A 24,530-nucleotide genomic window follows, 5' to 3' on the forward strand; every position below is an offset into this window, starting at 1 on the left:
GGCTATCTTTGACCATGATCTTGCAGGAATTTTTGCCGCCGCCGGTGCTGGCGGATGTGGTGAGCAGCATTACGGTGTTACAGGTAGACCGGCTGCTGGGAGAATGGGACGTTCCGCTGGTGGCGAAGGCGATGCCGTCGATCGTTTACCAATCTTCAGGCCCGGGTACGCGGCTGTTGTTGTATGGTCAGAATGTGGCGCCGATGGTCGTGAAGGCGGAAGGACATCTGACGCTGGTGGCGTGGTTCCTGAAGCCGCATGGGCTGGGCCCCTTGTTTGGGATACGCGCGGATGAGGCGACGGATCTGGGGGTAGATTTGGATCATTTGCCGCTTGTGAGAGAGATGGGGTTGCGGGAGCGATTGGATGGAGCGGTCACGGCGAATGAGCGGGTGCGATTGATGGAAGCATTTTTGATACGGCTTTGCGCCGTTGCACGAGAGGGGAACAGGATAGCGGGTTATGCGGCGCAGCTGATCGCGGGTGGGAACGGGATGTTGGCGATGCGATGGTTGCAGGAGGAGTTGCGGATGACGGAGCGGAGCCTGCAGCGGTTGTTTGCCGAACACGTGGGGTTGTCGCCGAAGGGGTATAGCCGGGTTTGCCAGTTCCAGGCTGCGTTCCGGCAACTCAGTATCGGGAATTTTTTACGGCTTAGTGATGTCGCTTATGACAATGGGTATGCGGATCAGAGCCATCTGATCAGGGCTTTCCGGGAGTTTACGGGTTTGACGCCGACCGAATATATTGAGCGCACAGCGGCGTTTTTGGCGGGGGTGGCTTTGGAACCCGGAGGTACGCGTTGAGTGGCGGTGGAGATTGTCGGTTTTGTTCTATTTATCGCCTGGCGGGCGGGGTAATTTGCGCCTATAAAATCAAAAATTTATGCGCAAACTTGTTGCTTCCGCCTGGATGACGCTGGACGGCGTCTTTGATGCCTCACTTATGCCCCAGTGGTTCTTTCCTTTTGACAGTAAAAGCCGGCAGGCGGCGATCCGCGACTCGGTGATGGGGTCGGATGTGCTGCTGATGGGCCGGGTCACCTATGAGATGTTGATGCCTTATTGGTCGGCGCTGGCCGATGGGGAGATGGATGGCGTTGCCGGAAAGCTGAACCATTCTCCAAAATATGTGGTCTCGGCGGGACTTGGGTCGGCGGCCTGGGCCCACACGACGATCATCCGCGAAAAGGTGGAGGAGACCGTCAGCCGGTTGAAGGAGGAAGGAAATGGCGAGATCAGGATCGAGGGCAGCGGCAGGCTGGCTAATTCGCTGATGCGTGCCGGCCTGGTGGATGAGGTGCGGCTGCTGGTGCATCCTTTTGTGATGGGCGGCGGCAAGCGATATTTCGAAGAGGGTTTGCCGGGGATGGGTCTGCGGATGGAGCGGTGCGAGCCCCTCGAGCATGGCGTATTGCGGCTTGTTTATACGGTCGGGAGTTAGCAAAAAACGAGAATATGTATTAATTTGGGGCCGAATCATAAACCCTTTTATGCGACGTGTCTCAACTTACCTCGTTGTTCTTTTTGCCGCCCCTACCCTTTTTGGCAGCTGTGTCACTACCGGTACCTATAGGGCCATGGAGGCCCAGGCTAAGAATAACGACTCTCTCTACAATCAGACGATGCGCACCCTGAAGACCACGCAGGACGCCAATGCTACGCTTACCCGGCAAAAGACGGAGATCCAGACGCAGATGACCAATCTGAACGGGTTGCTTACCGCTACGCAGGAGAACAACGCCCTGTTGCGGAAGCAGCTGACGGAGCTTTCGGCCCTCAGCAGCTCGCAAGCGGAGAGTATCAAGCGAAGCCTGGAAAATATCGGTTCCAAAGACATCTATATCCAGCAGCTTCGCGCTGCCATCTCGCATCGCGATTCGGCGAATTTCGCTATCCTGGTGGAGTTGAAGGCGGCGATCGGCGGCTTTGGAGAGGACGTCGCGATCAAACTGGACAAGGGGGTGGTGTCGGTCGAGTTGTCCGAAAAATTGCTGTTTGACAGCGACAGCAACCGCTATACAATCGACGATAAGGCAAAGGCGGTGATCGGACGGCTGGCGCGAGTGCTGAATGACCAACCCGATGTGGAGATCACGGTCCTCGCCCACACGGAGAGCGTCGTGCATCCGCAGGAGGTGCTGGTCGATGACTGGGACTTGAGCGTCAAACGGGCGACGTCCGTGGTGCGGATGCTGCAAACCGACTATTCTGTTTCGCCGTTGCGGATGACCGCTGCCGGCCGGAGCGAATATGCGGGGATGGCGCCTGCGGATACCCCGGAAGGGCGGGCGGCCAACCGGAGGACGAGGATAATTATCCAGCCGCAGCTGGAACCGCTGATCAGGCTTTTGGAGCGGAAGAGCGATGCGGATACCGCGACGGGGAACTAGCAATTTTGGGTTGTTTCCGGAAAAGCACCATTTTATCGTTGATATATAGCAGCATGTCTTCGCCGGTCATGGCCCGGCAGACGGCGTATGAAGGGCGATAGCGGACCATGAAGGTGTCGAGCGAATCTCCTTTGAGACCGGTGAGGATGGCGATGCGGGCGCGGGGGAATTTGGAGTCGATATAATAATCCCTTTCTTGTTTTTCGAGACGAGCTTTCAGCTGCCGTTTGCGTACCTCGTCCTTTGAAAAATAGCCGATGGGGCTGAAGCTGAAACCGGGGGCGTCTCCCTGGCGTTTTTCATTCCAAAGCTTTACCGGGTGATTCCTGTTGAGGAGCCAGGCGTATTCTTCGCGGCGCTGTGCAGAGTCATGCTGGTAGGCGGTCTCGGTGACCTTGACCGAGGGCAGGGTGACGACGTTCTCGCGGAGGTAGAGGGTGGTCTCTGCGGCGAGCATGGAAGAGCTGACGACGATGGAATCGGAATGATAGCCAGCCGAAGACAGGACGAGGGTGTCGCCTGGCCGGGCGTTGATGCGATAATTGCCGCCGAGGTCGGAGAGGTTATGGATGCCGAGGCTTCGGTTGCTGATCGTGACTCCCGCGACGATCTCATTGGCGCTGCGGGTTCGGATCTTGCCGCTGAGGCGGAGCTGATGGGCTGGTTGCGATTGCTGTTGGGACAATGCCGCAAGGGGAAACAGGAGGGTGAGCCAGGGGGTCATTCGTTTCATAAGAGGTAGTTAATAACAATGAGATATTGAAGTTAGGATAATTCGCACAAAAAACCCGCGGCGGCTAGCCACGGGCTTTGTTTTTCGGGTTAGTAAGGATTAATTATTTATTGGAGACTGAGCGCTATTTATCAGGCACTGAGCGCAGGTAGTCTGCGACAGCGGACTGCTTGTTCTTTTCGGCATAGGTCAGCGGGGTTTGGCCATCGGCGGGGGTATAGTCGCCGCTGTATTTGTATTTGGGGTCGGCGCCTTTTGCTACGAGTATCTTTACCATCTCCAACCGCCCATATTTTGCAGCGTGCATGAGGGGCGGCACATAGCCGTCGCAGGCCTTATTTACGTTGGCGCCCATGGCAATCAGCAAATTGAAACATTTCATGGAGTTATGTCTTATGGCCTGAGAGAGCGGGCTGTACATCCAGGAGCCTTCCAGGAAACAGGCGCTGACGTTCTCTTTTGTGAGGAGGGTGATGAGGTTTGCGGAATCATCGGCTTTTATGGCAGCGGTCATCGCGGCCGGCATTTCCTGAGCAACCCCGGTTTTGGCGGTGAGGATTGCTGCGAAGATCAGTGACAATCTTATCAACCTTATCATTCTCATACTATGCTTTTTTCGATGATCAACGCGAGGTTGGACCTTTCAACCAGCTCACCGGCAAAAAAACCCGTAGCGGCATTGCGGGTTTTAGGGTCGCGACAGCGGTAGGCCATGGAGGAACAGTAACCGCCGTTCCAGATCGTTACTCCATTTGCGGTACCTGGTACCTTGGGGTTATTGACTTTGGTGGGTGGTGGTGGCGAGTTAAGGAAACGGCTCTTTGTTTTTCAACAGGGGATCAAACTCTATCACGGGTTTCATATCATCGAAGCGCTGGCTTCCTTTGATAAAAGTACGCGGTTCGACAGCGGGTTTGCCATGGGTTACTGGGGAAAGGCGTTAGCCTATGGACCCAACATCAACGATTATGGTTATGCCGCTTCGCCGGCGGCGCAGGAGGCGGCGTACGTGTATGCGGACGTGCTCTCCCACTATTGCCGGGGCGTCGCGGATTACTACATTAACTTTATTGACCGCTACATCAGTTGCAGCATTTCCTTGATGAGAGTAAACCTTTTTGTAACTTGGGAGGCGATGATAACGGGTGCAACTTTTGCAAAAATGGCGCTTTCATTTGCCGGGACCGAGCAGGTATCGCATTTTGACCGGATCGGTTTTAAAGTTACCGGCCGGCGGATGTTCGCGACCTACCTGGAGAAGAATAATACGGCGAATGTTTTTCTGACACCGGAGGAGCAGGCGGTGTTTTGCGAGATGGATGCAGGGATCTATCCGGTGCCTAACAAGTGGGGTGAGAAGGGCGCGACGACGATGGACCTGGATACGGTGCCGAAGAATATCGTTATGGAAGCGTTATTGTCGGCGTACGGGAAGGTGATGGGCGGTAGAGCATGAGCGCCGGTGGGGTCATCCGGGAGCCGGGTAACTCTTTACCGTGCCGATCGAGTACGTTCCAGCCGGAGTTGGCGATAAAATAAAAATCGTCGCCGACCCATACCCCATGGGTCGGTTCGCCGAGTCCGGGACTTGCCTTTTCAACCATCGTACAGCCAGTCACTCCCCTACCCGCTTTATCCAGTTGCAATTCCACTATGCGCTCGGGCTCGACCCCGTTTTGAGTCATCAGCAGTCTTTGGCCGTTTTTGTACACGCCGTCGATGCCGTTGAGCGCGCAGGGCTGCGCCGGATTGCTGTGTATCCAGGCGACCTTCCCGCTTGCGATATCCATTATCGCCAGGCCGCGAACATAGTCGGGGACGATGAGGCTCCCGCCGTCGTCGCTAAGGGCCATGGTTTGGGGGGAGATAAAATCGCCGTGGTCCAGGCGTTGCCAGGCGCCTTGTTGCAGCCGAAAGATGGCGCCGGACTGGCCGTCGGCAAGGATGGGATCGCCGCGCCGGTCCAGCACCATATCGCCCCATTGCGCACCTTCGGGGGCGGGGAACCTTTCTTTTAACTTTCCGGTGTGGAGATCGAAAGAGCAGATGGCGGACTGCCCTTTTGCGGTGTCGGGCTGGCCGTCGAAGCCCGGCATGGCGACCTCGGTCACCCATAGTCGATCTCGCGGCTGATCTATCTTGATAGCCATCATGGGCCAGCCGCTGGATGAGGCGGCAAATTTTTGGCAGGAACCTTTTTGGGAGAGGCGGAAGACGGCGTGTTGGAGGATGCTGGTGAAGAAGAACGATCTTCCTTGCCGGTCGTAGTCGATGTCTTCGGCGAGGTAGCCGGTGTCGGGGAATTGGAGGATGGTGGTGGCGCGGCTAATGGGTTTTTCGTTCTCTTCTACTTTGCGGCAGACCTGTTGAAAACGGGAGTTGTTGACCAGCCAGGCGAATTTTTTGTCTGCTTCCATGTTCTTTTTGGCGGCGCCTGTTTGGGCGTATTCGGTTAGCGTTTCGAAGACTTTTACGGAGTCCCTTAACATGGAGTAGGCATGGGCGGTGGCGAGGATGGCGTCCGGTGCGTCGTTCAGCAGGACTCTGAGTTGGAGGGCGACCTGCAGGCGGGTGAGACTATCGCCGGCTCTTCGGGCGGATTCGTCCTTTTCGAGGAGGCGTTGGAGATCGGCAGCGGCCTGGGCCATTGTCGGGCTTTGCCGGACGCATAGGATCAGGCATAGAAGAAGAGGCATGAAACGTCCGGGTATCATGAGACCAAGCTAGACAAACGGGCAGAGAAAGACAATTAAAACGGGATCAGCGGAGCGGAGTCGGGATCAGGGGCTTTTGCTTAACTTCGGGGGAAATCTTTTGATATGGCCATTATGAAAAATGCGATCAGTTGGTTCGAGATCCCGGCTACCGATCTGGAACGGGCCCAGCAATTTTATGAGGCGATCCTCGGCATACAAATGATCCCATTGGAGTCGCCGCATATCCGGATGCGGATGTTCCCGGTCGAAGATCCGATGGCGGGTATCGGCGGGGCGTTGGCGCTGGCGAAGGGTATCTACAATCCTTCGGAAACGGCTGGCCCTATCGTTTATCTGAATGCCAACCCGGACGTGCAATTGGTGCTGGATAAGATACCGGCTGCGGGCGGAAAGATCGTGGTCCCGAAGACGCTGATCTCGCCGGAGCATGGGCATATGGCCATTTTTGTGGATACGGAAGGGAACCGGGTGGCGTTGCATAGTATTCCGCCGGCGACGGCTTAGGACCGGGGAGGCGGCGAGGGCCAACCCGATTCGGTCGCTACGACGCGAATGATCATTTAAATTCCAGCTTGCGTATTCTGCAGTTGCTCTTGTCTGCGACAAAGACCGTTCCGGCCTTATCGATGGTGATCCCGTATGGATAATTGAACATTGATGGCAAACAGGAAATGAATACAAAGATTTTTCGCAATTTACTTTGTATTTCAAAGTGTTTATTTGTACTTTGTATTACAAAGCACTTTGAGTTATGACAATAGACATTATTATCGCTTACGTAAAGCGATATGCCTTTGGGCATGAGAAGGATTTCGTGCCGCCTATCACGGGGATCCACCTGGCTGCCATTACGCCGCCGGAGCACCGGGTGCGCGTATTTCATCAACAGGTGGACCGGTTGGATCTTTCGTCTTCCGCCGATCTCGTTGCGATCTCCTTTTTCAGTGGCTTTGCGCCGGCAGCCTTTGATCTGGCGCGGGAATTCCGGCGAAGGGGGAAAACGGTGGTTGCGGGTGGTCCGCATGTAACGTTCAATGTCGATGAGTCGTTGAACTATTTTGACTCGATAGTTACGGGGGAGGCAGAGGCAGCCTGGCCGGAGCTATTGCGGGACCTGGAGGGAGGGCAATTGAAAAGGGTCTATGCCGGCCGCCCTTGTGATATGAAGCAGCTGCCGACGCCGCGGTACGATCTCCTGTCGGACCGGTTCTTTATCCGGAAGGTGATCCAGGCGACGCGGGGATGTCCGTTCACCTGTTCATTTTGCACGGTGCCGACTTTGAATCCCGGTTTCCGGCTTCGGCCGGTGGAAGATGTGATCCGGGATGCTTCCTATGATGCTTTTCCTCACTGGTGGCAGCGGAAGGTCGTCTGGTTCTGGGATGACAACCTGACCATCAACCGGAAATATATCCACGAGCTGCTGATGGCGATGAAACCGTTGAAAAAGTGGTGGTTGACCCAGGCGAGCCTTGACATTGCGAAGGATGAGAAGCTGCTGGACCTGATGAAGGATTCAGGATGTATAGGAGTGTTTCTGGGCATCGAGTCGTTCTCTGTGGAGAGCCTGGCAGACGCACATAAGCGGCAGAACAAGATCGAGAACTATAAGACGGCGGTGGCGGCGATCCATAAACGGGGGATCGCCGTGATGGCGGGATTTATCGCAGGGTTCGATCATGATACGGTTGAAAGTATCGAGGAGATGGCCGACAGGATCATGGAGATTGGGATCGATGTACCTTTTCTCAGTGTGATGACTCCATTCCGGGGGACGCCCATTTATCGGGATCTTTTGCGGGACGGGCGGATGCTGGAGCGGGGCTGGCAGTATTATAACGGGTATAATGTTGCTTTCCTGCCTTTGCGGATGAGTCCACGGGAGTTGCTGCTGGCGCACCGCACCTTATGGAATAAAGCGTTTTCGGTGGTTTATTCGGTGCGGCGGATCCTGCGGGGACTTTTGACATTGCGGCTCGGGGCCTTTTATCTTTCGCTTTTCATGAATAGTTTCTATATGTACAAACGGGTGCGGGGAAATGGTCCGGTGGATATGGATGAGCATTCTCTGGTGCATTGGGAGGAATATGTTGATGGAGCCGGAGTAACAACTGGGGAGTTGCGGCGACCGATCGGGGATGAAGTTGCTGTTTAATTTTTCGGAGGCTGACCAGCGGAATACCGGCTAGCGGCTGCCGAGATCGGCGGAGTCCAGTTTTGCGATGTCGACGCCGCCGAAGTGCATTCCTTTTGAGATCTCGGGGCTTCCCAGGTAGCGGAGCTTTGCTTCGCCGAAGGAGGTGATCCTGATCCAGTCGGAAACGTTGAGCCGGAATTCGGCTTCGCCGAATGCGGTGAGCTTTGCCGTTTGGCCTTTGACGGCAGTGGCATTGACCCTGCCGTCGCCATAGGCCGTGTAATATTGTTCATTCGCTTCGCCGGACCGGATATCGAGGTTTGCGTCGCCATAGATGGTGGTGTGCATTTGGGTGATGTGGACTTCTGTAAAGATCACTTTTGGCTCACCGTATACGCGGAGAGTGAAGTCTCGGGCGTATATCGGGCTCTGGCACAGGTAGGTTTCGTCGCCGCGAAGGGAAAGTGCGTCGAGTTTTTTGTAGGTGACCGTCGCGACGACGGCGTGGTTGGGATAGAGGGGATAACTTTGGTGACTGCCATCTTTCCGGTATTCCTGCTGGCTATGGGGGACTTCCTTGGCGCCGTCGAGGTAGATGCGGAGGGTGCCGCTTTTCACTTCCACGTGTAATTTGCTGCTGTCGACAATGATAGTATTGATGGTAACGCTTTCTTCGTCGCCCTGTACGAAAGTAGTTTGGATATAGGGGCTTACGATGACCTTGTGGAAGCGGTCGACGGGGATGGATTGGGCGTGGACGGCGGTGGCGACGAATAGCGTGGTTGCGGCCAGTATGGTATTTAAATGCCTCATATTGTGCTCTTTTACGGTAATACGGATTCGGGTTGTGGTTTGTTACTCGGATCGTAAACTTTTTACCGGATTGGCGAAGGCGGCGCGCGCGGCCTGGAAGCTGACGGTGATGATTGTGAGCATCAGGGCGCCTGCCGCGGCGGCGGCGAATATCCACCAGGGCATGCCGGTGCGGTATGAATAGGATTGCAGCCACTGGTGCATGCAATAATAGGCGAGGGGAATGGCTACCAGCAGGGAAATGCCGACGAGCATGACGAAGTCCCCGGTCAGGAGTTTCCAGACGTTCAGTGCGGAGGCGCCGAGGACTTTACGAACCCCCATTTCCTTTGTGCGCTGCTCGGCGACGAACGAGGCGAGGCCGAAGAGGCCGAGACAGGAAATAAAGATGGCGAGGGTGGCGAAAACGGAGGATAGTTTGCCGATCTTTTCCTCGGTGGCGAATTTTGCGGCGAATTCGGAATCGGCAAAAGTGTAATCAAAGGGGGCGGATGGAATGAACTTTTTGAAGACGGCCTGGATGGTTGCAATGGACGACTTTGCGCTTTTGTTCGGGTCCAATTTCAGAATCATCCAGTTGACGTTGTTGTAGTCCAGGAAATAGAAGGCTTGTCTTACCGGCGCGAATGGAGATTCCGTCACCATATTCTTTATTACGCCAATGAGTTTAAAATTTTTTGCGTCCTTGCCGAGCCCCCATTTTATCGTGGCGCCGACGGGGTTCTTCAGTCCCATGAATTTTATGGCGGCTTCATTGGCGATGATCGCGGTGGTATCTGTCGGGTAGTCCCGTGAGAAATCCCGCCCGGCCGTGAATTGCCAACCCACGGTTTTTCCGAAGTCATGGGTGACCCAGATGGTGTTGAATTCATTAGGAACGTCGGGGTCGCTACCGGGCCAGGCAAACTGATCGTTGGAGGACCAGACGGCATTGAGGGGGCTGTGGGATTCGGCAAATTCTTTAACGGCACCTGTGCTTTTCAGGGCATCGCTGAGGGCGCCGAATTTTCCATAGAAGTCGCCGGTTCGCATCGAGATCATCATCAGGCCCTGCCGATCGTAACCGATGGGCCGGTTGCGGGCGTATTGCACCTGGTTATATACGATGATGGTACCGATGGCCAGCACGATGGAGATGGTGAACTGTATAACGACCAGCACTTTTCGTGGCAGGGAAGCCGAATGGCCCGCTTTAAAAGTCCCTTTCAGTACTTTGACCGGGTTGAAGGAGGATAGGTATAAGGCCGGATAGCTGCCCGCAAGGAGACCGCAGGCCAGGGTGAAGCCGATGCACAATATCCAAAATAGAGGATTTGCGTAAGGGATGGTCATTCCCTTACCCGCGATCTCATTGAAAAAAGGCAGGGAGAGTTGAACGACGAGGATGGCGAGGATGAATGCCGCAAACACGATCAATAGCGACTCGCTATAGAACTGTGCGATGATCTGGCGGCGTAGCGAGCCGATGGTTTTGCGAATGCCTACTTCCCTTGCCCGTCGTTCGCTCCGGGCGGTGCTGAGATTCATGAAGTTGATGCAGGCCAGGATCAGCACGAATATCCCAATCACCCCAAAGAGCCAGACGTATTCGATGGGCCCGCCGCCTTTTTTCCCGTTACTGTCCCAATTCGAGCGGAGGTGCCAATCCCGCATAGGGTTCAAAAATACCTTTGTCTGGTATTTTTTGTCTTCCGGCTCGACGCGGGTCTGTTTGCAGTTGACGATCTTCTTATTTACGGTGGCGAGATCGGCCTGGCCGGCGAGTTGCACGAACGTTTGGAAGGAGTTGTTATCCCAATAGGCTTCCGCCTTCCTGATCCAATCGGCCGTGGTGATGTACAGTTTCCACGGAGCGATGAATGCAATATCGTGGAAACTGGTGTTATAGGGAAGATCTTCATATACCCCGGTTACCTTTACATCATATTTGTTGGCCAGCTTCAATACGCTGCCTGTTGCGGGTTTTGTCCCGAAGATGGCCTTTGCGGCGGAGGCGGACAGTAAGATGGAATGCGGGTCGTTGAGACCGTCGCGAGTGCCTTCGAGCATTTTAAGGGTGAGCATTTTCGGCGCGTCTTCTTCCATGTAAATGCCATTCTGGACGAAGTTGTTCGTTGCGATCGAGAGGATATTCTGGCGCGATTGGGAGGCCATTACCACGTATTTGAAATCGGAGGCGTATTCGGTTCGGAGTAGCTTGCCGATGGCGAAGGGTTGGTAGGTAAAGGTGGAGACGGCGCCGTTTAAAGTTTGTTGTTCCCAGACCTGGGCGATGCGGTCGTAGTTGTCGTGGTATTTGTCGAAGGAGAGTTCGTCGCTGATCCAGAGGCCGATGAGGATGGCGACGGTGATACCGATGGCGAGGCCACCGATGTTGATTATCGAGGAGAACCGGTTCCGGAAGAGGCTGCGGAAGGCGATCTTGCAATAATTTTTGAGCATGTATTGCCGGCGCCAACCTTATGCCAGACTGCAATGCATTGAATAACATCAATTTACACGGCGGCGGGCGGCGGGGTCTGTCCGGTTGTGTTACAGCGGGCGTCCGGTGGTGAGACGATGGCTTCCATGAGGCGCATGATCTCTGCTCCTTCCCAGCCGGTGTCGGGGTTGGGGCCTTCGCCCCGGAAATAGCGGACGACGGCCTCGATCATCGGTTGCTGGACGTGCAGGAGGGGATCGAATGTCAGGGTTTTGCTGGTGTCGCCGCTGTGGAGAGTTTTGGTGGTGTTACCGGTGTGGATGGTTGTGGTGTTGCCGACCTGGTGGAGGGTTATGCTGTCCGTGCTGAAGACGGAGAAGCCGATGGTGCCTTTTGTGCCGATGATCTCGCAGTAGTCGCGGTTGTGCGGTGCGTTGAAGCACCAGCTGCCGGTGAATACCACGCCGCTGGGGAACAGCAAGCTTGCGGCGACCATATCGTCGGCGGAGTATCCCTGGCCCTGCTGGACGGCGACGCCGGTGACTTTTTGAACGGAGCCGAAGAGGAAGGTCACCAGGTCGAGCTGGTGGGTGCCCAGATCGTGGAACAGGCCGCCGCCGGAGATGGAGGGGACGATGCGCCAATTGGCCTTTTGGTCGGAAAGCTGCTCTTTGCTCATCGGTGGTTTGGCATATTCGAGGCGGACCAGCAGGGGTTGGCCGATCGCGTTTCCGGCGAGTAATTCTTTGATCTTTCTGAACCGGGGTTGTTCGCGGCGGTAGTGCGCAACGACCAGCTTGACCTTTTTTTCATCGGCGGCCCGGGCCATGCGCAGGGCGGCGGCATGATCGATGGCCATGGGCTTCTCGACATAGACGGGTTTACCGGCGTCTATCGCGGCGAGCGTATATTGTTCATGGGAGGATGGCGGCGTGGCTACGTAAATGGCATTTACCTCCGGATCGTTGATGAGGTCTGTGGCGTTGTCGTACCAGCGGGGAACGTTGTGCCGGCGGGCGTAGTCCTGGGCTTTGGCCGGGTCGCGGCGCATGACGGCGACGAGGTCGGAATTGGGAACTTTTTTAAAGGCCGGACCGCTTTTTACTTCCGTGACGTCGCCACAGCCGATGATGCCCCAGTTGATCTTCTTTGGAATATCCATATCGCGAATATAGGCAAGTCTCCCTATACCCCTCCCCTACTCCGAGCGCAGCGCTGCGGTGGGGTTGGTCCTGCCTGTCCTCAGGGCCTGCCAGCTGACGGTCAGGAGGGCGATGCCCATCACCCCCAGGGCCGCGCTTATGAACACACCCGCACCCATCGTCATCCTATAGACATAATCCTGCAGCCAGGAATGCATGAGCCATCCTGCGATGGGGGAGCCGATGCCGATCGCTAGGCTGACGAGCTTCAGGAAGTCACGGGATAGTAGTCCTGCCACCTCCATTACCGATGCCCCCAGCACTTTGCGGATACCCATCTCTTTGCGCCGTTGTTCGGCCATGAAGGTGGACAAGGCCAGCAGGCCCAGGCAGGCGATGGAAACCGCCAGAATGGACAATGCCGTGAAGATGTTGCCGGTCTGCCGGACGTCGGCGTAGGTGTTTTCGAATGACTCGTCGAGGAACGTGTACCGCAGGGGCTGTTGTGGGGAGAATTGCCGCCAGGTGTTTTCAACGCCGGCGAGCAGCCCTTTCCAATCCGCGGTTTTTGTCCGCACGGCCACGGTTGTTGTCCAGTTACCGAGCCTCAGGACGAGGGGGCCGATGGGTTGTCTGACCGACTCGAAGTTAAAGTCTTCCATCACCCCGATAATGGAAACTCCGGGTCCTTCCCCTCCATTGATCCGTTGTCCGAGGGGATGCGTCAAGCCCATCTTGCGGGCAGCGGTCTGGTTGATAATCACGGCCTGAGAGTCGGAGGCCAGGCCCGGGAAAAAGTTCCGGCCTTCAGCGAGCCGGATGCCCATAACCTTCAAATAGTCCGCATCGACATCCCAAACCTGCGCCATCGTTGCGGGGTCCAGCTTTTCCCGGCCTACGCGGTACAAGGAATTACCGTTGCGTTTGCTGCCGGCGATCGGCAGGAAATCACTATTGGTCACGGCCTGGACGCCCGAGAGCTTGAGCAGTTCGGTCTTAAAGGGTGCGAGCCGGTCGCCGAGGGTTCCGGCGCCTTGTATCAGCAGGACCTGGTCCTTATCGAAACCCATCTTGCTGTTGAGGATAAAATGCATCTGGCCATAGACAACGATGGTGGCGATGATGAGTACGACCGAGGTCGTAAACTGGAATACGACCAGCGCGCTGCGGAGACCGGAATGACGGGCGCCGCGGCTGATATCGCCCTTCAGCACCTGTGCGGGGCGGAATGCCGACAGGTAAAAAGCGGGATAGAGGCCGGCGATGGTTCCGATGACCGCCGACGCTGCGATGACGCCGGGAGCGAGCCACCAAGCGGTCCAGGGGAAATGCATGGAGGTTCCCGCCAGTCGGTTGAAAAACGGCAACAGCAAGGCGGCGACGCCGATGGCCAAGACAAACGAGAAACCGCTGGTGATTATGGATTCCAGCAGGAATTGACGAACGAGTCCCTGGCGATTTGAGCCTACTACTTTTCGCAGACCTACTTCCTTTGCGCGGTTGGCGCTGCGGGCGGTAGACAGATTGATAAAATTTATGCTGGCCAACAGCAATACGAATACGCCTATCGCGCCGAAGAGCCAAATATATTTCCGATCCACATGGGTTGCAAAGTCTTCTATATCCGCTGTCCCGTGGATGTCGGATACCGGTTGAAGGGTAAAGCGCAGCTTGTCGAGGATCTGCCCGGCATTCGGCGCCCCATTGCGCTCGAGCTCGGGGATCCAGTACTTTTTGGTGATCTGCGTGATATTGCCCGCCAGTCTTTTTGCATCGGCATCCGGTCGCAGCAGCGCATAGACGACATAGTTTCCGGCTGACCAGGACTGCTGTTCGCCCTTCCAGAGTTGGTGACCGGTCAGGGAAAGATAGTAGTCGAACTGTAGATGGGAATGTTCGGGTGGGTCCTGCATTACTCCGCCGATGGTCCAGGGATGGTCCTTATCATCGTTGAGGATGACCTGGCGGCCGACGGGGTCCTGGCCGGGATAGAACTTCTCGGCCTTGCTTTTCGAGAGGATCAGGGTCTGGGGTCGGCTCAATGCCGTGGTCCGGTCGCCGGCAACCATGTGGAACTGGAACAGGTCGGGCAGGCTGGAATCGGCGTAGGCGAACCGTTCTTCGTAGCTGTCCTGGCTGCTTTCGATGGGCCGCAGCTGGTTGCTGCCGGCGCCGGCGAACAGGGTGCTGGGCATCAGGCGGGCGGTGCGTTGCACTTCGGGAAATTCGGTCTTCATCGCCTGGGCGAAGAGGGCCGACCAGCCGCCGGCTGCCTTGCGAATCCGTCCATCCTGCGGCAGGTATCCCGTCAGGCGGTAAAGGCGGTCGGCCCCGGGGAAATCCCGATCGTAGCTTAATTGGCTTTGGATGTACAGGCCGATGAGGAGACAGGCGGCGATGCCGAGGGCGAATCCGCCTATTTTGACAGCGGAGTAGAATTTTTGTTTTCCCAGTTGCCGGAGGGCGACGCGCCCAAAGTTTTTGAGCATACGATAGGTTTGGGGTGGGACGCCATCGTTTAGCCGGAGGTTACACCGGAACCTTATTTTGGTCCATCGGGTTACTCGCTTCGGAGGCTTTGTACGGGGTTTGCGAGGCCGGCCTTGACGGATTGGAAGCTAACCGTTGCCAGGGCGACGAAGGTTGTGGCGACGGCGGTGAGGCCGAATATCCACCAATCGAGGGTCGTCTGGTAGGCGAAATCCTGTAACCAATTGTACATGGCGTACCAGCCGATCGGGACGGCGATGAGCGCGGCCAGGGCGACCAGCTTCAGAAATTCTTTTGACAGCATGGCGACGACGTGCGGGACAGAGGCCCCGAGAACTTTACGGATACCGATCTCCTTTGTGCGGCGTTCTGCCGTGTATAGGGCCAGGCCCAGTAGTCCGAGACAGGCGACTACAAGCGAGAGCATCGTAAAGGCGCCGAATACCTTGCCGATGGTTGCATCGGCTTTGTACAGCGAGTCGTATTCCGCATCCAGGAATGAATATTCGAAGGGGTTCTCGGGTGTGAATCCTTTCCAGACGCCCCGGATGGCGGCGATGGCTTTGGCGGGGTCGCCGGGCCTGATCCGGACGGCCAGGTAGGATTCTTTGAGGGAATAGGTCTTCGACGTGTTGTAGAACAAGGCGAACGGACCGATGGGATTGCGCAATGATTCGAAATGAAAATCCTTTATCACGCCGATGACCGTAAAGCGGGTGTTGTCGCCACCGGGATAAATGATGTGTTTGCCGATAGGGTCTTTCCAGCCCATGAGGGTTGCCGCCGCCATGTTCAGAATGACCGATGGGGAATCCGAATAGCTTTTCGAGAAATTGCGGCCGGCGGCCATATCCATCTTCATGGTCGGGATGAAGTCGTCGTCGACGATAAAAGACACCAGATCTTCCCGCCTATCACCGCCTGATGTGGTCTTTGCCGCCTCCTGCGGTACATAGGTGTCCTGGAAGAAACTGCTCATCGCGGGAAGGCCGGTGCTGATGGTGGCGCCCGTGATCCCTGGAAGGCGAAGTAGTTCCTGCCGGAACGATTCTTCCCTGCTGCCGAGCTTTTCCGCGCCGGACACCACCACCAGGTTTCCTTTGTCGAAGCCGAGATCTTTGGATTGTTCGAAGCGCATTTGTTTATAGACGATGACGGTGCAATTGATGAGCACCATGGATACGGTGAACTGGAAGACGACGAGGGTATTGCGGGTGAAGAAGCCGTGGGCCGGGTCCTTTCCGCCGGGTCCGCTCTTCATCACCGTCGCGGGGCTGAAGGAGGTGAGGTAGATGGCGGGGTAACTGCCCGCGAGCGCTGCTGTTAAAAGAATCAGTACGAGGATGCCGGCGATGCCGGAGAGGTCGAAGAAGGCGGAGAGGTTGAGTGATTTGCCCGAGAGATCATTGAATGCGGGAAGCGCAAGGCTGGCAAGGGCGACGGCGATGACTGCGGCGATGAGGGTATAAACGAATGCTTCGCCGAGGAATTGGAGCATCAGCTGTTTGCGCTCGGAGCCCAGGACTTTGCGGATGCCTACTTCACGCGCACGCCGGGCTGATTGGGCCGTTGCGAGATTCATGAAATTGACGCAGGCGAGCAGGATGATGAACAGGCCGATGGCCGAAAAGATATAGACGTATTTGATATCGCCCTGGGGAAAATAGCGGTTCCCGATTGTTGCAGAATACAGGTGAACGGCCGAAAGGGGTTGCAATTGCAGATCGTATCGATTCCCTTTCCGGATGAATTCATCGATCGGTTGCCCGATGCGGCTGAAGGCGCTTGCTGCCTGTACCCTGATCATGGCCGGTGTTCCGGCTTCTATATGCCGGATGACGGCTGGGGCGTCGGCGAGACCGGGCTTCAGTTTGACATAGGAGCCCATCTGAAGCCAGACCCAACTCCAGCTGAAATGCTTTACCGCCGGCATGGCCTGAACGGACAGCAGGGCTTCGAATTGCAGGGACGACTGTTCCGGCAGATCGTTCAGCAGGGCGGTGACGACAAACGGTGTACTGTACCCGTCGAGCTGAAGGTTCTTGCCGAGCGGTGATGCGTCACCAAAATAACGCCGTGCGGCACGCTGGGTCAGGACGATCGAGTTGGGGTTGTTGAGGCAGGTATTTTTGTCGCCTTCCAGCACGGGATAGCCGAAAAAGGAAAGAAAGTTAGAATCGACAGCCAGCAGGTGTTTATCCGTGATGGAGTGGTTCTCGTTGTTGATCGTATATCGGACGAGCTGGTCTCCCGGGAGGAAGATGCGGGTATAGCTTTCTATCTCGGGGAACTGATCGGCGAGGGCTTTGGCGGCGGGCGGGGGGGTATGGCCGGCCGTAAATTCGTTGCTGCCTATCTTCTCGTGGGTATTTACCCGATAAATGCGGGCCGTGTCGGGGAAAAACCGATCGTACCCGAGCTCATCTTTTACATAGAGGCCGATGAGGATCACGCAGGCCAGGCCGATGGTGAGGCCGCCGATGTTGATGACGCTGCTGACTTTATTCCGGTTCAAATTCCGCCAGGTGAGCTTGAGGTAATTCCTGAACATAAGCAGGGGTTTTTCATTAGGCTGAAAATCCGGTGCCAAAACCGTAACTACCTGATAATAAATATCCTGGCTGGGTTTGGTTTTGGTTGGGTGTCCGGCTGCGGACAGCTGTTGTATTGATTACGCACGATCCGGGCCTCACTCCGTGCGCAAGGCCGTGACGGGGTTTGCCCGTACCGATCGCCAGATCTCGTAGCCGATGGTCAGCCCTGTGACGAGCAACAGGCCGGTTAGGCTAAAGACGAAGATGAGGGGGCTGATGGCGACGCGGTACACAAAACCCTGCAGCCATTTCTCGGCCAGGTACCAGGAGACCGGGATGGCGATGAGGCTGGCTACGACGAAGATCTTTAGAAAGATCGCCGCAAATAATGCGACCACCTGTTTATCGCCGGCCCCGAGCACTTTGCGGATGCCGATCTCCTTTGTGCGTTGTTCCGCTGTGTAAGAAGCGAGGCTCAATACGCCCAGGACGGTGATGAGGATAGCGAGAACGGCGAAGACCTTTGCGAGGGAGGAGATGGTTCTTTCTACCTGGTACATGCGGTTGAATTCATCGCTGACGAACCAATGGTCGAATCCTGCGCCGGGGAATGCGGCTTTCCATTTCTTTTCGATGGCGGCTATTTTTTCCTGGAAGGAGCCGGGCGGCAATTTTATGTAGGCGATCTTGTCGATCGGGTCGGGTCGTGCGCTTAGGACCAGGGGTTCGATGGGCTGGTGCATGGAGCGGAAGGGGAAATCCTTTACGACGCCTATTACGCGGAAGAGGCGGTTTGTGTCCCTTGTGTCCCTGACGATGGCGCCCATTACGTCGCCGAGGGGCTTGTTCAGGGCGTGGACCGCAGCCTCGTTGAGGATCAGGGCGGTGCTATCGTTGCCGTTGCCGTATTGGAAATCGCGGCCGGCCAAAAATTGCAGTTGAAAGGTCTTTGGGAAGTCGTAGTCGACGCTGAGCTGGTTCCATTGCAGGTCTTTGTTGTCCAGGGAGGGGAATTTGAATGTGCGGCCGATGAATCCAAAATAATCCAATCGCGGCAAGTGATTTCCCATGGTCACGTGGGGAATCTGCGGGTCTTCCAGCACGGTGCGTCTGAAGATCTCGAAATGGTCTTGTTGGGCGATGCCGCCAAAACGGATCGCCAGCAGCTGGCTACCGTGTTCGTTCAGCTTGGTCGTCCTCAACTGATCCATTTGCTGGATGACGATGAGTGTATAGACGACCAGTCCCAATGAGACGCTGTATTGGATGGTGACGAGCGTCTTCCGAAGGAATTCGGCGCCTTTGCCTTTTACCAGTTGGCCCTTGAGGACCTTTACCGGTTGAAAAGCGGATAGATAGATGGCGGGATAAAAGCCCGCGACTACAGTCATGAATAAGACGATCGCCCCGACGATCGTCAGCATATAGGGATCGGCCAGTGAGGCTATCGAGAAGGATTTATGCGCAACCTGGTTAAAGGGGTGGAGGAACAGCAATACGAGGAGAACCGACATGATCAGAGCGCAGAGCGTCATCAGGAAAGATTCCAGGAAGAACTGAATGGCGAGTTCGAAGCGGGAACCGCCAAAGGATTTGCGGAGGCCAACTTCTTTGGCCCTTTTTACGGAGCGGGCGGTGGCGAGGTTGGTATAGTTGATGCAGGCGATGACCATGACCATGATGGCGATGATGCCGAAGATGGCCAGGTAGACCCTGTCGCCATGGGTATTGGAGTTGTCTTCCCATAGATTCTTCGGGTCGAAATGCATGTCGGCGAGCTTTATCGAGGTCGCTTCGAACTTCGAGCCGTCCGGCGCCACTCCGGCGCTGGCCTTTAGCATTTGGTTGGCGAGGGTATTTAACACCGCGTTGATGGGCTTTATGCTCGCGCCGGGTTTGAGTACGACGTAGTTCTCGAAGAAGGAGGTGTATTGGCTGAAGCGGGAGCCTTCGAGGTAGTCCATATAGTGATCGCCGTAGATGCTATGGAGGGCGTTGATGTTGATGATGTAATCGGGTTTGAAATGGGAATTGGCGGGGTAATCTTTGTATATGCCGGCTACCTGAACGTTTATTTCCTTTCCCTGGGTGGCAAAAATGTGTTTCAGGGAGATGACCTTGCCCATGGGGTCTGCATTTCCGAACAGGTTTCTCGCGCCCGTCTCGCTTAGCAGGATGGTGTTGAAGTCTTTGAACAGGGTCTGTTTGTCGCCTGTTATTAATTTAAATAAAAGGATCTTGTCGAAGCCGGGTTCGGCCCAGACGATCTTTTCGGTGAGGACGATCTTATCGGTTGGCTTGTAGTCGAGGGAGGTGGGGTAGCCGACGTTATCGATGCGGCAGGTGTAAAGGACCTCGGGCCGGTTGTCTTTGAGGTAGCGCATGAATTGGCCCGGGGAGACGGTGTTCTCGAAGCGCTGGCCGTCGGGGTTTGTAAAAACGGAGCCGATGCGGTAGGTGTCCTTGTAGAACGGATGCAGGGTGTCATAGCGCAACTCGTCGCTGACATATAGGAAGATCAGGATGGCGCTTGCGAGGCCGAGGGCGAGTCCGAAGATGTTCAGGAGCGAGAATACTTTCTGGCGGCGGAAATTCCGGAGGGCGATGAGCAGGTAGTTGCGGAGCATGGGAAATGCGTTTTAACTATTAGGAAATAGTTTCCCATGCGACCTTGTCAAAAATGAACTTTGATCAAGATCCGATTATTTTCCCGGCACTGAAAGGGTTTTGTGACGAACGGTTATTTTAATGACTTATAGGTAAATTTCTGACCGCCTAAAGACGCCTCCAGCATCAGACCAGCTTTAGTCTGTGAGAATACGACCACACCATTTCTATAATTCGTGTTGGCGGACGCGCCTGCTTTGACGGCTATTGCGGAAGCCTGACCGCTGAATTCGATCTTGTTTTGCATGAAGCGGTCCAAGGCGTCTTTGTTCTCGAAGAAGATGATCTCGCGATAGGCTTGTCCGCCTGCCTGGGCGCCTACGGTTACCTGCACCATCTGGGCTGTACCGATGGGGATTCCTTTTTCATATACGGTGCCTTTGCCGGCGGCGCCGCCTACTCCAACCGCGCCCTTGCCAATATTTGGGAATATGGCGTAGCCGGAGGCATGTTTGAATAGATTTTCCATGGAAGGGTCCGACTTTAGAAAGGAGGCTTTGGCCGCTTTGCTATCGCTGATGATTCTTTCCTGGGATTCGTCCTGGGCTTTTGCCACGCGGGGGAGAAAGAGGGCTGAGCAGATCGATAGGGTGATTGCCGGCGTGATGATGCTTTTCATTTTCATACGAAGTCATTTTTTAGTGATTGGGAGAGTATGCGATGTATGGAATGCAAAAAATCTGCCACCGGGTAGCACCGTTGCGGTCGAAATTCAGGAAAGCGTTTGAAGACCAGCGGTTTGAATCAGGCTTTGCAAATCATTTGGAGGACTTTGCCAATTCAAATGCTTCCAGGTATTGATATAATACCTCCCGATCACCCTCTGCAAGCTCATCATCCGAAGTCAGCAGGTGTTCCTTCACCAGGTAATATTCGTTTTCAGTCGTGATCCGCTTCTTTTGCAATGCTTTCCGGATGGTAACAGTAAATACGGAGGTGAGGGATTCGATTGAGGGAAGGCTGTTGTGCTTCAAGTCGGCGTCCATTTCCAGTACCTTACCAGCTGATAGAAGCGTTACCATTTTCAGTGAATCATTCAAGCCCATTTTGAGGCTTCGGGTTGCCATCGCTCTGTTTTGCTGTTCGAGCTCGTTTAGAAATTTTATCGGTGATTGTTTTTCAACCATCGCGGGGTGGAGCGTTGCCGATACATGTTTCCAAATGATCGCAAAAACCATTTTATATTTATCGTAATTTTCGGCCGTTATTTTCAAAGGCATGTGTGGAGGTTTGGTGCAAGCTACTGCAATTTTTACAATACATTATCGATATTTCGCATATGCAAAATAGGAAGGGCGAACGAATAAATTTCAATAGATTTATAGGATCAAAACCTCCCGCGCAATGAGAAAACCCATTCTGCTATGCTTATGCAGTTCGTTATTCTGTTTAGTCGCCACCGCACAAAAGGTGAACCTTGAACAATTCAAAAACCTAAAACCACGCAATATCGGTCCTGCGGGCATGAGCGGCCGGATAACGACCATCGACGTGGTGCTGGATAATCCCAACATCATTTATCTCGGCTCGGCATCGGGTGGGGTGTGGAAAACGGAGAACAGCGGCAATTCGTGGACGCCGGTTTTTGATGAGCAGCCGACACAGAATATCGGCACCGTTGCCATCCAGCAATCCAACCCCAATATTGTTTGGGTAGGAACCGGCGAGGGGAATCCGAGGAACTCTGTGAATATTGGGGAGGGAATCTTCAAAAGTTTGGATGCGGGTAAGACCTGGAAGCGAATGGGGCTGGAGAACACGAGGAATATTCATCGCATCCTTATCGACCCGGTGAATCCCAATACCGTTTATGTTGCCGCCATCGGCAATCCTTACGGCATCCATCCGGAGAGAGGCGTTTTCAGGACGACGGATGGCGGGGAGACCTGGACCAGGATCCTTTATACCAACGATACAACCGGCTGCTCGGACCTGGTGATGGACCCCTCCAACCCCAACCGGCTGCTGGCGAGTATGTGGCAACATCACCGTACGCCCTGGGATTTTAAGAGCGGCGGTCCCGGGAGCGGGCTGTACCTGACCATCGACGGGGGTAAGAATTGGAAAAAGCTTGGCAAGGCCGAGGGCTTGCCCGACGGCGCGCTGGGGAAGATCGGGCTGGCGTTTGCGACCAACCAGCCCAGCCGGGTGTATGCGATGGTGGAAGCGACGAAGAATGGCTTATACAAAAGCGACGATGGGGGCGCCAAGTGGGAGCTTGTGACAGCTGAGCCGAAGATCGTGACGAACCGGCCTTTTTATTTCCAGGATATCCGGGTCGATCCGCAAAATGAGAACCGCATCTACAATATTCACGACCAGGTGGAGGTGAGCGAGGATGGCGGAAAGAGCTTCACGACGCTGATCCCTTATTCGGGTATCCACCCGGACCATCATGCCTGGTGGATACATCCGCGGAACGGGCATTTTATGATCGATGGCAATGACGGCGGGATCGGTATTACGCATGACCGGGGTAAGAACTGGACCTTCGACGACAAGATCCCTGTCGGCCAGTTCTACCATATCAACACCGATAATGAGATGCCTTACCATGTGATGGGTGGCATGCAGGATAACGGAAGCTGGCATGGTCCTGCCTATACCTGGATCGGCGGCGGCATCCGGAATGATTATTGGGATAATATCGGCAGTGGGGATGGTTTCGACGTCATGCCGGATCCAGAGGATGCCAACTGGGTATACAGTGAAAGCCAGGGGGGGAATATCGATCGCCGGAACATGCAAACGGGAGAAAGCTGGTTCATCAAACCGCCGGCGCTGAATCCCAAATTGATGCTGCGATGGAACTGGAATACGGCGATGGCGCAGGATCCATTCGACAAGAAGACCATTTATCTTGGCAGTCAATTCTTATATAAGAGTGTCAACAAAGGGGTTAGCTGGGAGGTGATCTCGCCGGATCTTTCAACCAACGATTCGACAAAGATCAAGGCCTTTCAAACCACGGGTGGGCTGACGCTGGACATTACCGGGGCGGAAACGCATTGCACGATCATTACCATCTCGCCCTCGCCGAAGGAACGTGGGACCATTTGGGCGGGAACGGATGACGGCAATGTGCAATTGACGCGGGATGGCGGCAAGACCTGGGAAAATTTCCGTGGTAAGATCCCGGGCATGCCGGTGAGCTGCTGGGTGCCTCAGATCACCGCGTCCCGGTACAATGCGGGTGAGGCGTTTGTGGTGGCGAATGATTATCGCCGCGGCGATTTCAAACCCTACGTCTTCCGGACGACGGACTATGGCAAGAGCTGGAAAAGAATGGTGGACGAGAATAAGGTAAGGGGTTACGCGCTGTGTATGATCGAGGACCCGGTTGAGCCTAATTTGATCTTTGTCGGGACGGAAAACGGCCTTTGGATTAGTTTTGACAACGGGGGGACCTTTCAACAATGGAAGAATGGTTATCCTTCTGTTTCCACTTACGATATGGCGATACCTGAGCGAGAAGCCGACCTGGTGGTCGCGACCTTTGGGCGATCGTTGTGGGTGTTCGATGATATCCGGCCTTTCCGAAAACTTGCGTCCAATAAGGGGGGGGCTCTTACCAAGACCCTTACTGTTTTCCCGGCGGGGGACGCCTACCAGGCGCAGTATAGGGCTGCTACGGGTTATGAGTGGAGTATCGATGGGTTGTATGAGGCGGAGAACAGGAAACGGGGGGCGGAGATTTCTTTTTTTGCCGCGGCGGGCAAAAAAGGCGATAGCGCCAGTGTGCGAATCTACAATGATAAAAATGAGTTGATCAGAAGATTGAAATGGGCCGTCGACAGCGGGTTCAACCGGCAGTATTGGGGAATGGAGGAACGGGGCTTCCGGCAACCGGGGTCGCCCAAGCCGAAACCGGACGCGCAGGAGCCGGGAGGCTTACCGGTGTTGCCTGGTGTGTATAAGATCGTGATCAGTTATGGCGGGGCTGGCGATTCGACCCTTGTAACCGTGAAGGACGATCCCAGGTTGGGCGATAGGACGTCGATCCGGGTGGCGCAACGGGCGCAGTATGATCGCTTGCGGAAATCGGTCGACAAATTGACGGAGGGGATGGACCGGCTGACGGAGGCGGATGAAGTTTGCGGCAAGGTGCACAATGAATTGACCGGTCTGGAGGGGAAAGAGGTTGATTCTGTGCGAAAGATGACGACCCGGATGCAGGATTCGATCAAATCGATCCGGGAATTCATCAGCGGGAAGTCTTCGGACCGGCAGGGACTGGCGAGAAGTCCTTTTGATGTAACGGTGCTGTCGCAGGTACGGGAGGCGCAGCAATCCATTGGGAGCAAGATGGTGGCGCCGGGGGCGCAGGAGGAGGCGATGGTGGTTAATGCGGAAGCCGCGGTTGCGGAAGCCATGCAGAAGATCAATGCGTTTTTCGATGGAAAATGGAAGGACTATCGCAGCCTGGTGGAGACGGCGAAATTGAATATATTTAAGGACTATAAACCTATCCAATAAAAACGGA

Annotated in this window: 19 protein-coding genes; 7 read left to right on the forward strand and 12 right to left on the reverse strand. The window is 55.2% G+C overall.

All coding sequences use genetic code 11. The features are described from left to right. Nucleotides 1-14 precede the first annotated feature (14 nt). The 3 genes from VHE34_RS24480 (at nt 15) to VHE34_RS24490 (ending at nt 2,392) form a co-directional block, all read left to right on the forward strand. A complete protein-coding gene (locus tag VHE34_RS24480) occupies nt 15-806 on the forward strand; it encodes a helix-turn-helix transcriptional regulator (RefSeq protein ID WP_325592851.1) in 792 nt (263 codons plus the stop codon). A 79-nt stretch (nt 807-885) separates the two neighbouring features. Next, nucleotides 886-1,443: a dihydrofolate reductase family protein gene (locus VHE34_RS24485; protein WP_325592853.1), complete on the forward strand. Its 558-nt coding sequence runs from the start codon at nt 886-888 to the stop codon at nt 1,441-1,443. Nucleotides 1,444-1,492: 49 nt separating this feature from the next. Further along, entirely contained in the window at nt 1,493-2,392 is a 900-nt protein-coding gene (locus VHE34_RS24490; RefSeq protein WP_325592855.1) for an OmpA family protein, read from the forward strand. On the opposite strand, the gene VHE34_RS24495 is transcribed toward VHE34_RS24490, so the two are convergent. Both VHE34_RS24495 and VHE34_RS24500 read right to left on the reverse strand, forming a co-directional pair. Beyond that, on the reverse strand, nt 2,343-3,125 hold the full coding sequence (locus tag VHE34_RS24495; RefSeq protein ID WP_325592856.1) for a carboxypeptidase-like regulatory domain-containing protein: 783 nt from the start codon (nt 3,123-3,125) through the stop codon (nt 2,343-2,345). The genes VHE34_RS24490 and VHE34_RS24495 overlap by 50 nt on opposite strands. 124 nt (nt 3,126-3,249) lie before the next feature. After that, nucleotides 3,250-3,729: an ankyrin repeat domain-containing protein gene (locus VHE34_RS24500; protein WP_325592858.1), complete on the reverse strand. Its 480-nt coding sequence runs from the start codon at nt 3,727-3,729 to the stop codon at nt 3,250-3,252. 165 nt (nt 3,730-3,894) lie between these two features. On the opposite strand from VHE34_RS24500, the gene VHE34_RS24505 reads away from it, so the two are divergent. Further along, nucleotides 3,895-4,581, forward strand: a complete 687-nt coding sequence (locus tag VHE34_RS24505) for an MmcQ/YjbR family DNA-binding protein (protein ID WP_325592859.1) — start codon at nt 3,895-3,897, stop codon at nt 4,579-4,581. Here VHE34_RS24505 and VHE34_RS24510 read toward each other — a convergent pair. Continuing rightward, entirely contained in the window at nt 4,529-5,821 is a 1,293-nt protein-coding gene (locus VHE34_RS24510; RefSeq protein ID WP_325592861.1) for a hypothetical protein, read from the reverse strand. The genes VHE34_RS24505 and VHE34_RS24510 overlap by 53 nt on opposite strands. Before the next feature lie 123 nt (nt 5,822-5,944). On the opposite strand from VHE34_RS24510, the gene VHE34_RS24515 reads away from it, so the two are divergent. Next, nucleotides 5,945-6,346, forward strand: a complete 402-nt coding sequence (locus VHE34_RS24515) for a VOC family protein (RefSeq protein WP_325592863.1) — start codon at nt 5,945-5,947, stop codon at nt 6,344-6,346. A gap of 52 nt (nt 6,347-6,398) precedes the next feature. On the opposite strand, the gene VHE34_RS31225 is transcribed toward VHE34_RS24515, so the two are convergent. Next, nucleotides 6,399-6,644, reverse strand: coding sequence for a hypothetical protein (locus tag VHE34_RS31225; protein WP_414709923.1), 246 nt, complete (start codon nt 6,642-6,644; stop codon nt 6,399-6,401). Between VHE34_RS31225 and VHE34_RS24520 the strand changes: the two genes are divergently transcribed. Further along, entirely contained in the window at nt 6,594-7,997 is a 1,404-nt protein-coding gene (locus tag VHE34_RS24520) for a radical SAM protein (RefSeq protein ID WP_325592865.1), read from the forward strand. The two genes, VHE34_RS31225 and VHE34_RS24520, sit on opposite strands and share 51 nt — an antisense overlap. 30 nt (nt 7,998-8,027) lie before the next feature. Here the strand turns inward: VHE34_RS24520 and VHE34_RS24525 are convergent, their stop codons facing one another. The 8 genes from VHE34_RS24525 to VHE34_RS24560 form a co-directional block, all read right to left on the reverse strand. Further along, nucleotides 8,028-8,792 (reverse strand): GIN domain-containing protein, encoded by a 765-nt coding sequence (locus tag VHE34_RS24525; protein ID WP_325592867.1) that lies wholly within the window; start codon nt 8,790-8,792, stop codon nt 8,028-8,030. A gap of 42 nt (nt 8,793-8,834) precedes the next feature. Beyond that, nucleotides 8,835-11,234, reverse strand: a complete 2,400-nt coding sequence (locus tag VHE34_RS24530) for an ABC transporter permease (protein ID WP_325592869.1) — start codon at nt 11,232-11,234, stop codon at nt 8,835-8,837. A 53-nt stretch (nt 11,235-11,287) separates the two neighbouring features. Then, nucleotides 11,288-12,376 carry a Gfo/Idh/MocA family oxidoreductase gene (locus tag VHE34_RS24535; protein WP_325592871.1) on the reverse strand — a complete coding sequence of 363 codons (1,089 nt, stop codon included), beginning with the start codon at nt 12,374-12,376 and terminating at the stop codon, nt 11,288-11,290. Between the two features lie 36 nt (nt 12,377-12,412). Beyond that, nucleotides 12,413-14,845, reverse strand: a complete 2,433-nt coding sequence (locus tag VHE34_RS24540) for an ABC transporter permease (protein ID WP_325592873.1) — start codon at nt 14,843-14,845, stop codon at nt 12,413-12,415. A 71-nt stretch (nt 14,846-14,916) separates the two neighbouring features. Then, nucleotides 14,917-17,397, reverse strand: coding sequence for an ABC transporter permease (locus tag VHE34_RS24545; protein WP_325592875.1), 2,481 nt, complete (start codon nt 17,395-17,397; stop codon nt 14,917-14,919). Between the two features lie 138 nt (nt 17,398-17,535). Next, nucleotides 17,536-20,007, reverse strand: a complete 2,472-nt coding sequence (locus tag VHE34_RS24550; RefSeq protein WP_325592877.1) for an ABC transporter permease — start codon at nt 20,005-20,007, stop codon at nt 17,536-17,538. A 113-nt stretch (nt 20,008-20,120) separates the two neighbouring features. Beyond that, nucleotides 20,121-20,672 carry a YSC84-related protein gene (locus VHE34_RS24555; protein WP_325592879.1) on the reverse strand — a complete coding sequence of 184 codons (552 nt, stop codon included), beginning with the start codon at nt 20,670-20,672 and terminating at the stop codon, nt 20,121-20,123. A gap of 133 nt (nt 20,673-20,805) precedes the next feature. Next, complete coding sequence (locus VHE34_RS24560) at nt 20,806-21,114, reverse strand: hypothetical protein (RefSeq protein ID WP_325592881.1); 309 nt, start codon at nt 21,112-21,114, stop codon at nt 20,806-20,808. A gap of 277 nt (nt 21,115-21,391) precedes the next feature. On the opposite strand from VHE34_RS24560, the gene VHE34_RS24565 reads away from it, so the two are divergent. After that, nucleotides 21,392-24,523 (forward strand): WD40/YVTN/BNR-like repeat-containing protein, encoded by a 3,132-nt coding sequence (locus tag VHE34_RS24565; RefSeq protein ID WP_325592883.1) that lies wholly within the window; start codon nt 21,392-21,394, stop codon nt 24,521-24,523. The last annotated feature ends 7 nt before the right edge of the window (nt 24,524-24,530 follow it).

The sequence above is a fragment of the Puia sp. genome, assembly GCF_035546395.1.
Classification (GTDB): Bacteria; Bacteroidota; Bacteroidia; order Chitinophagales; family Chitinophagaceae; genus Puia.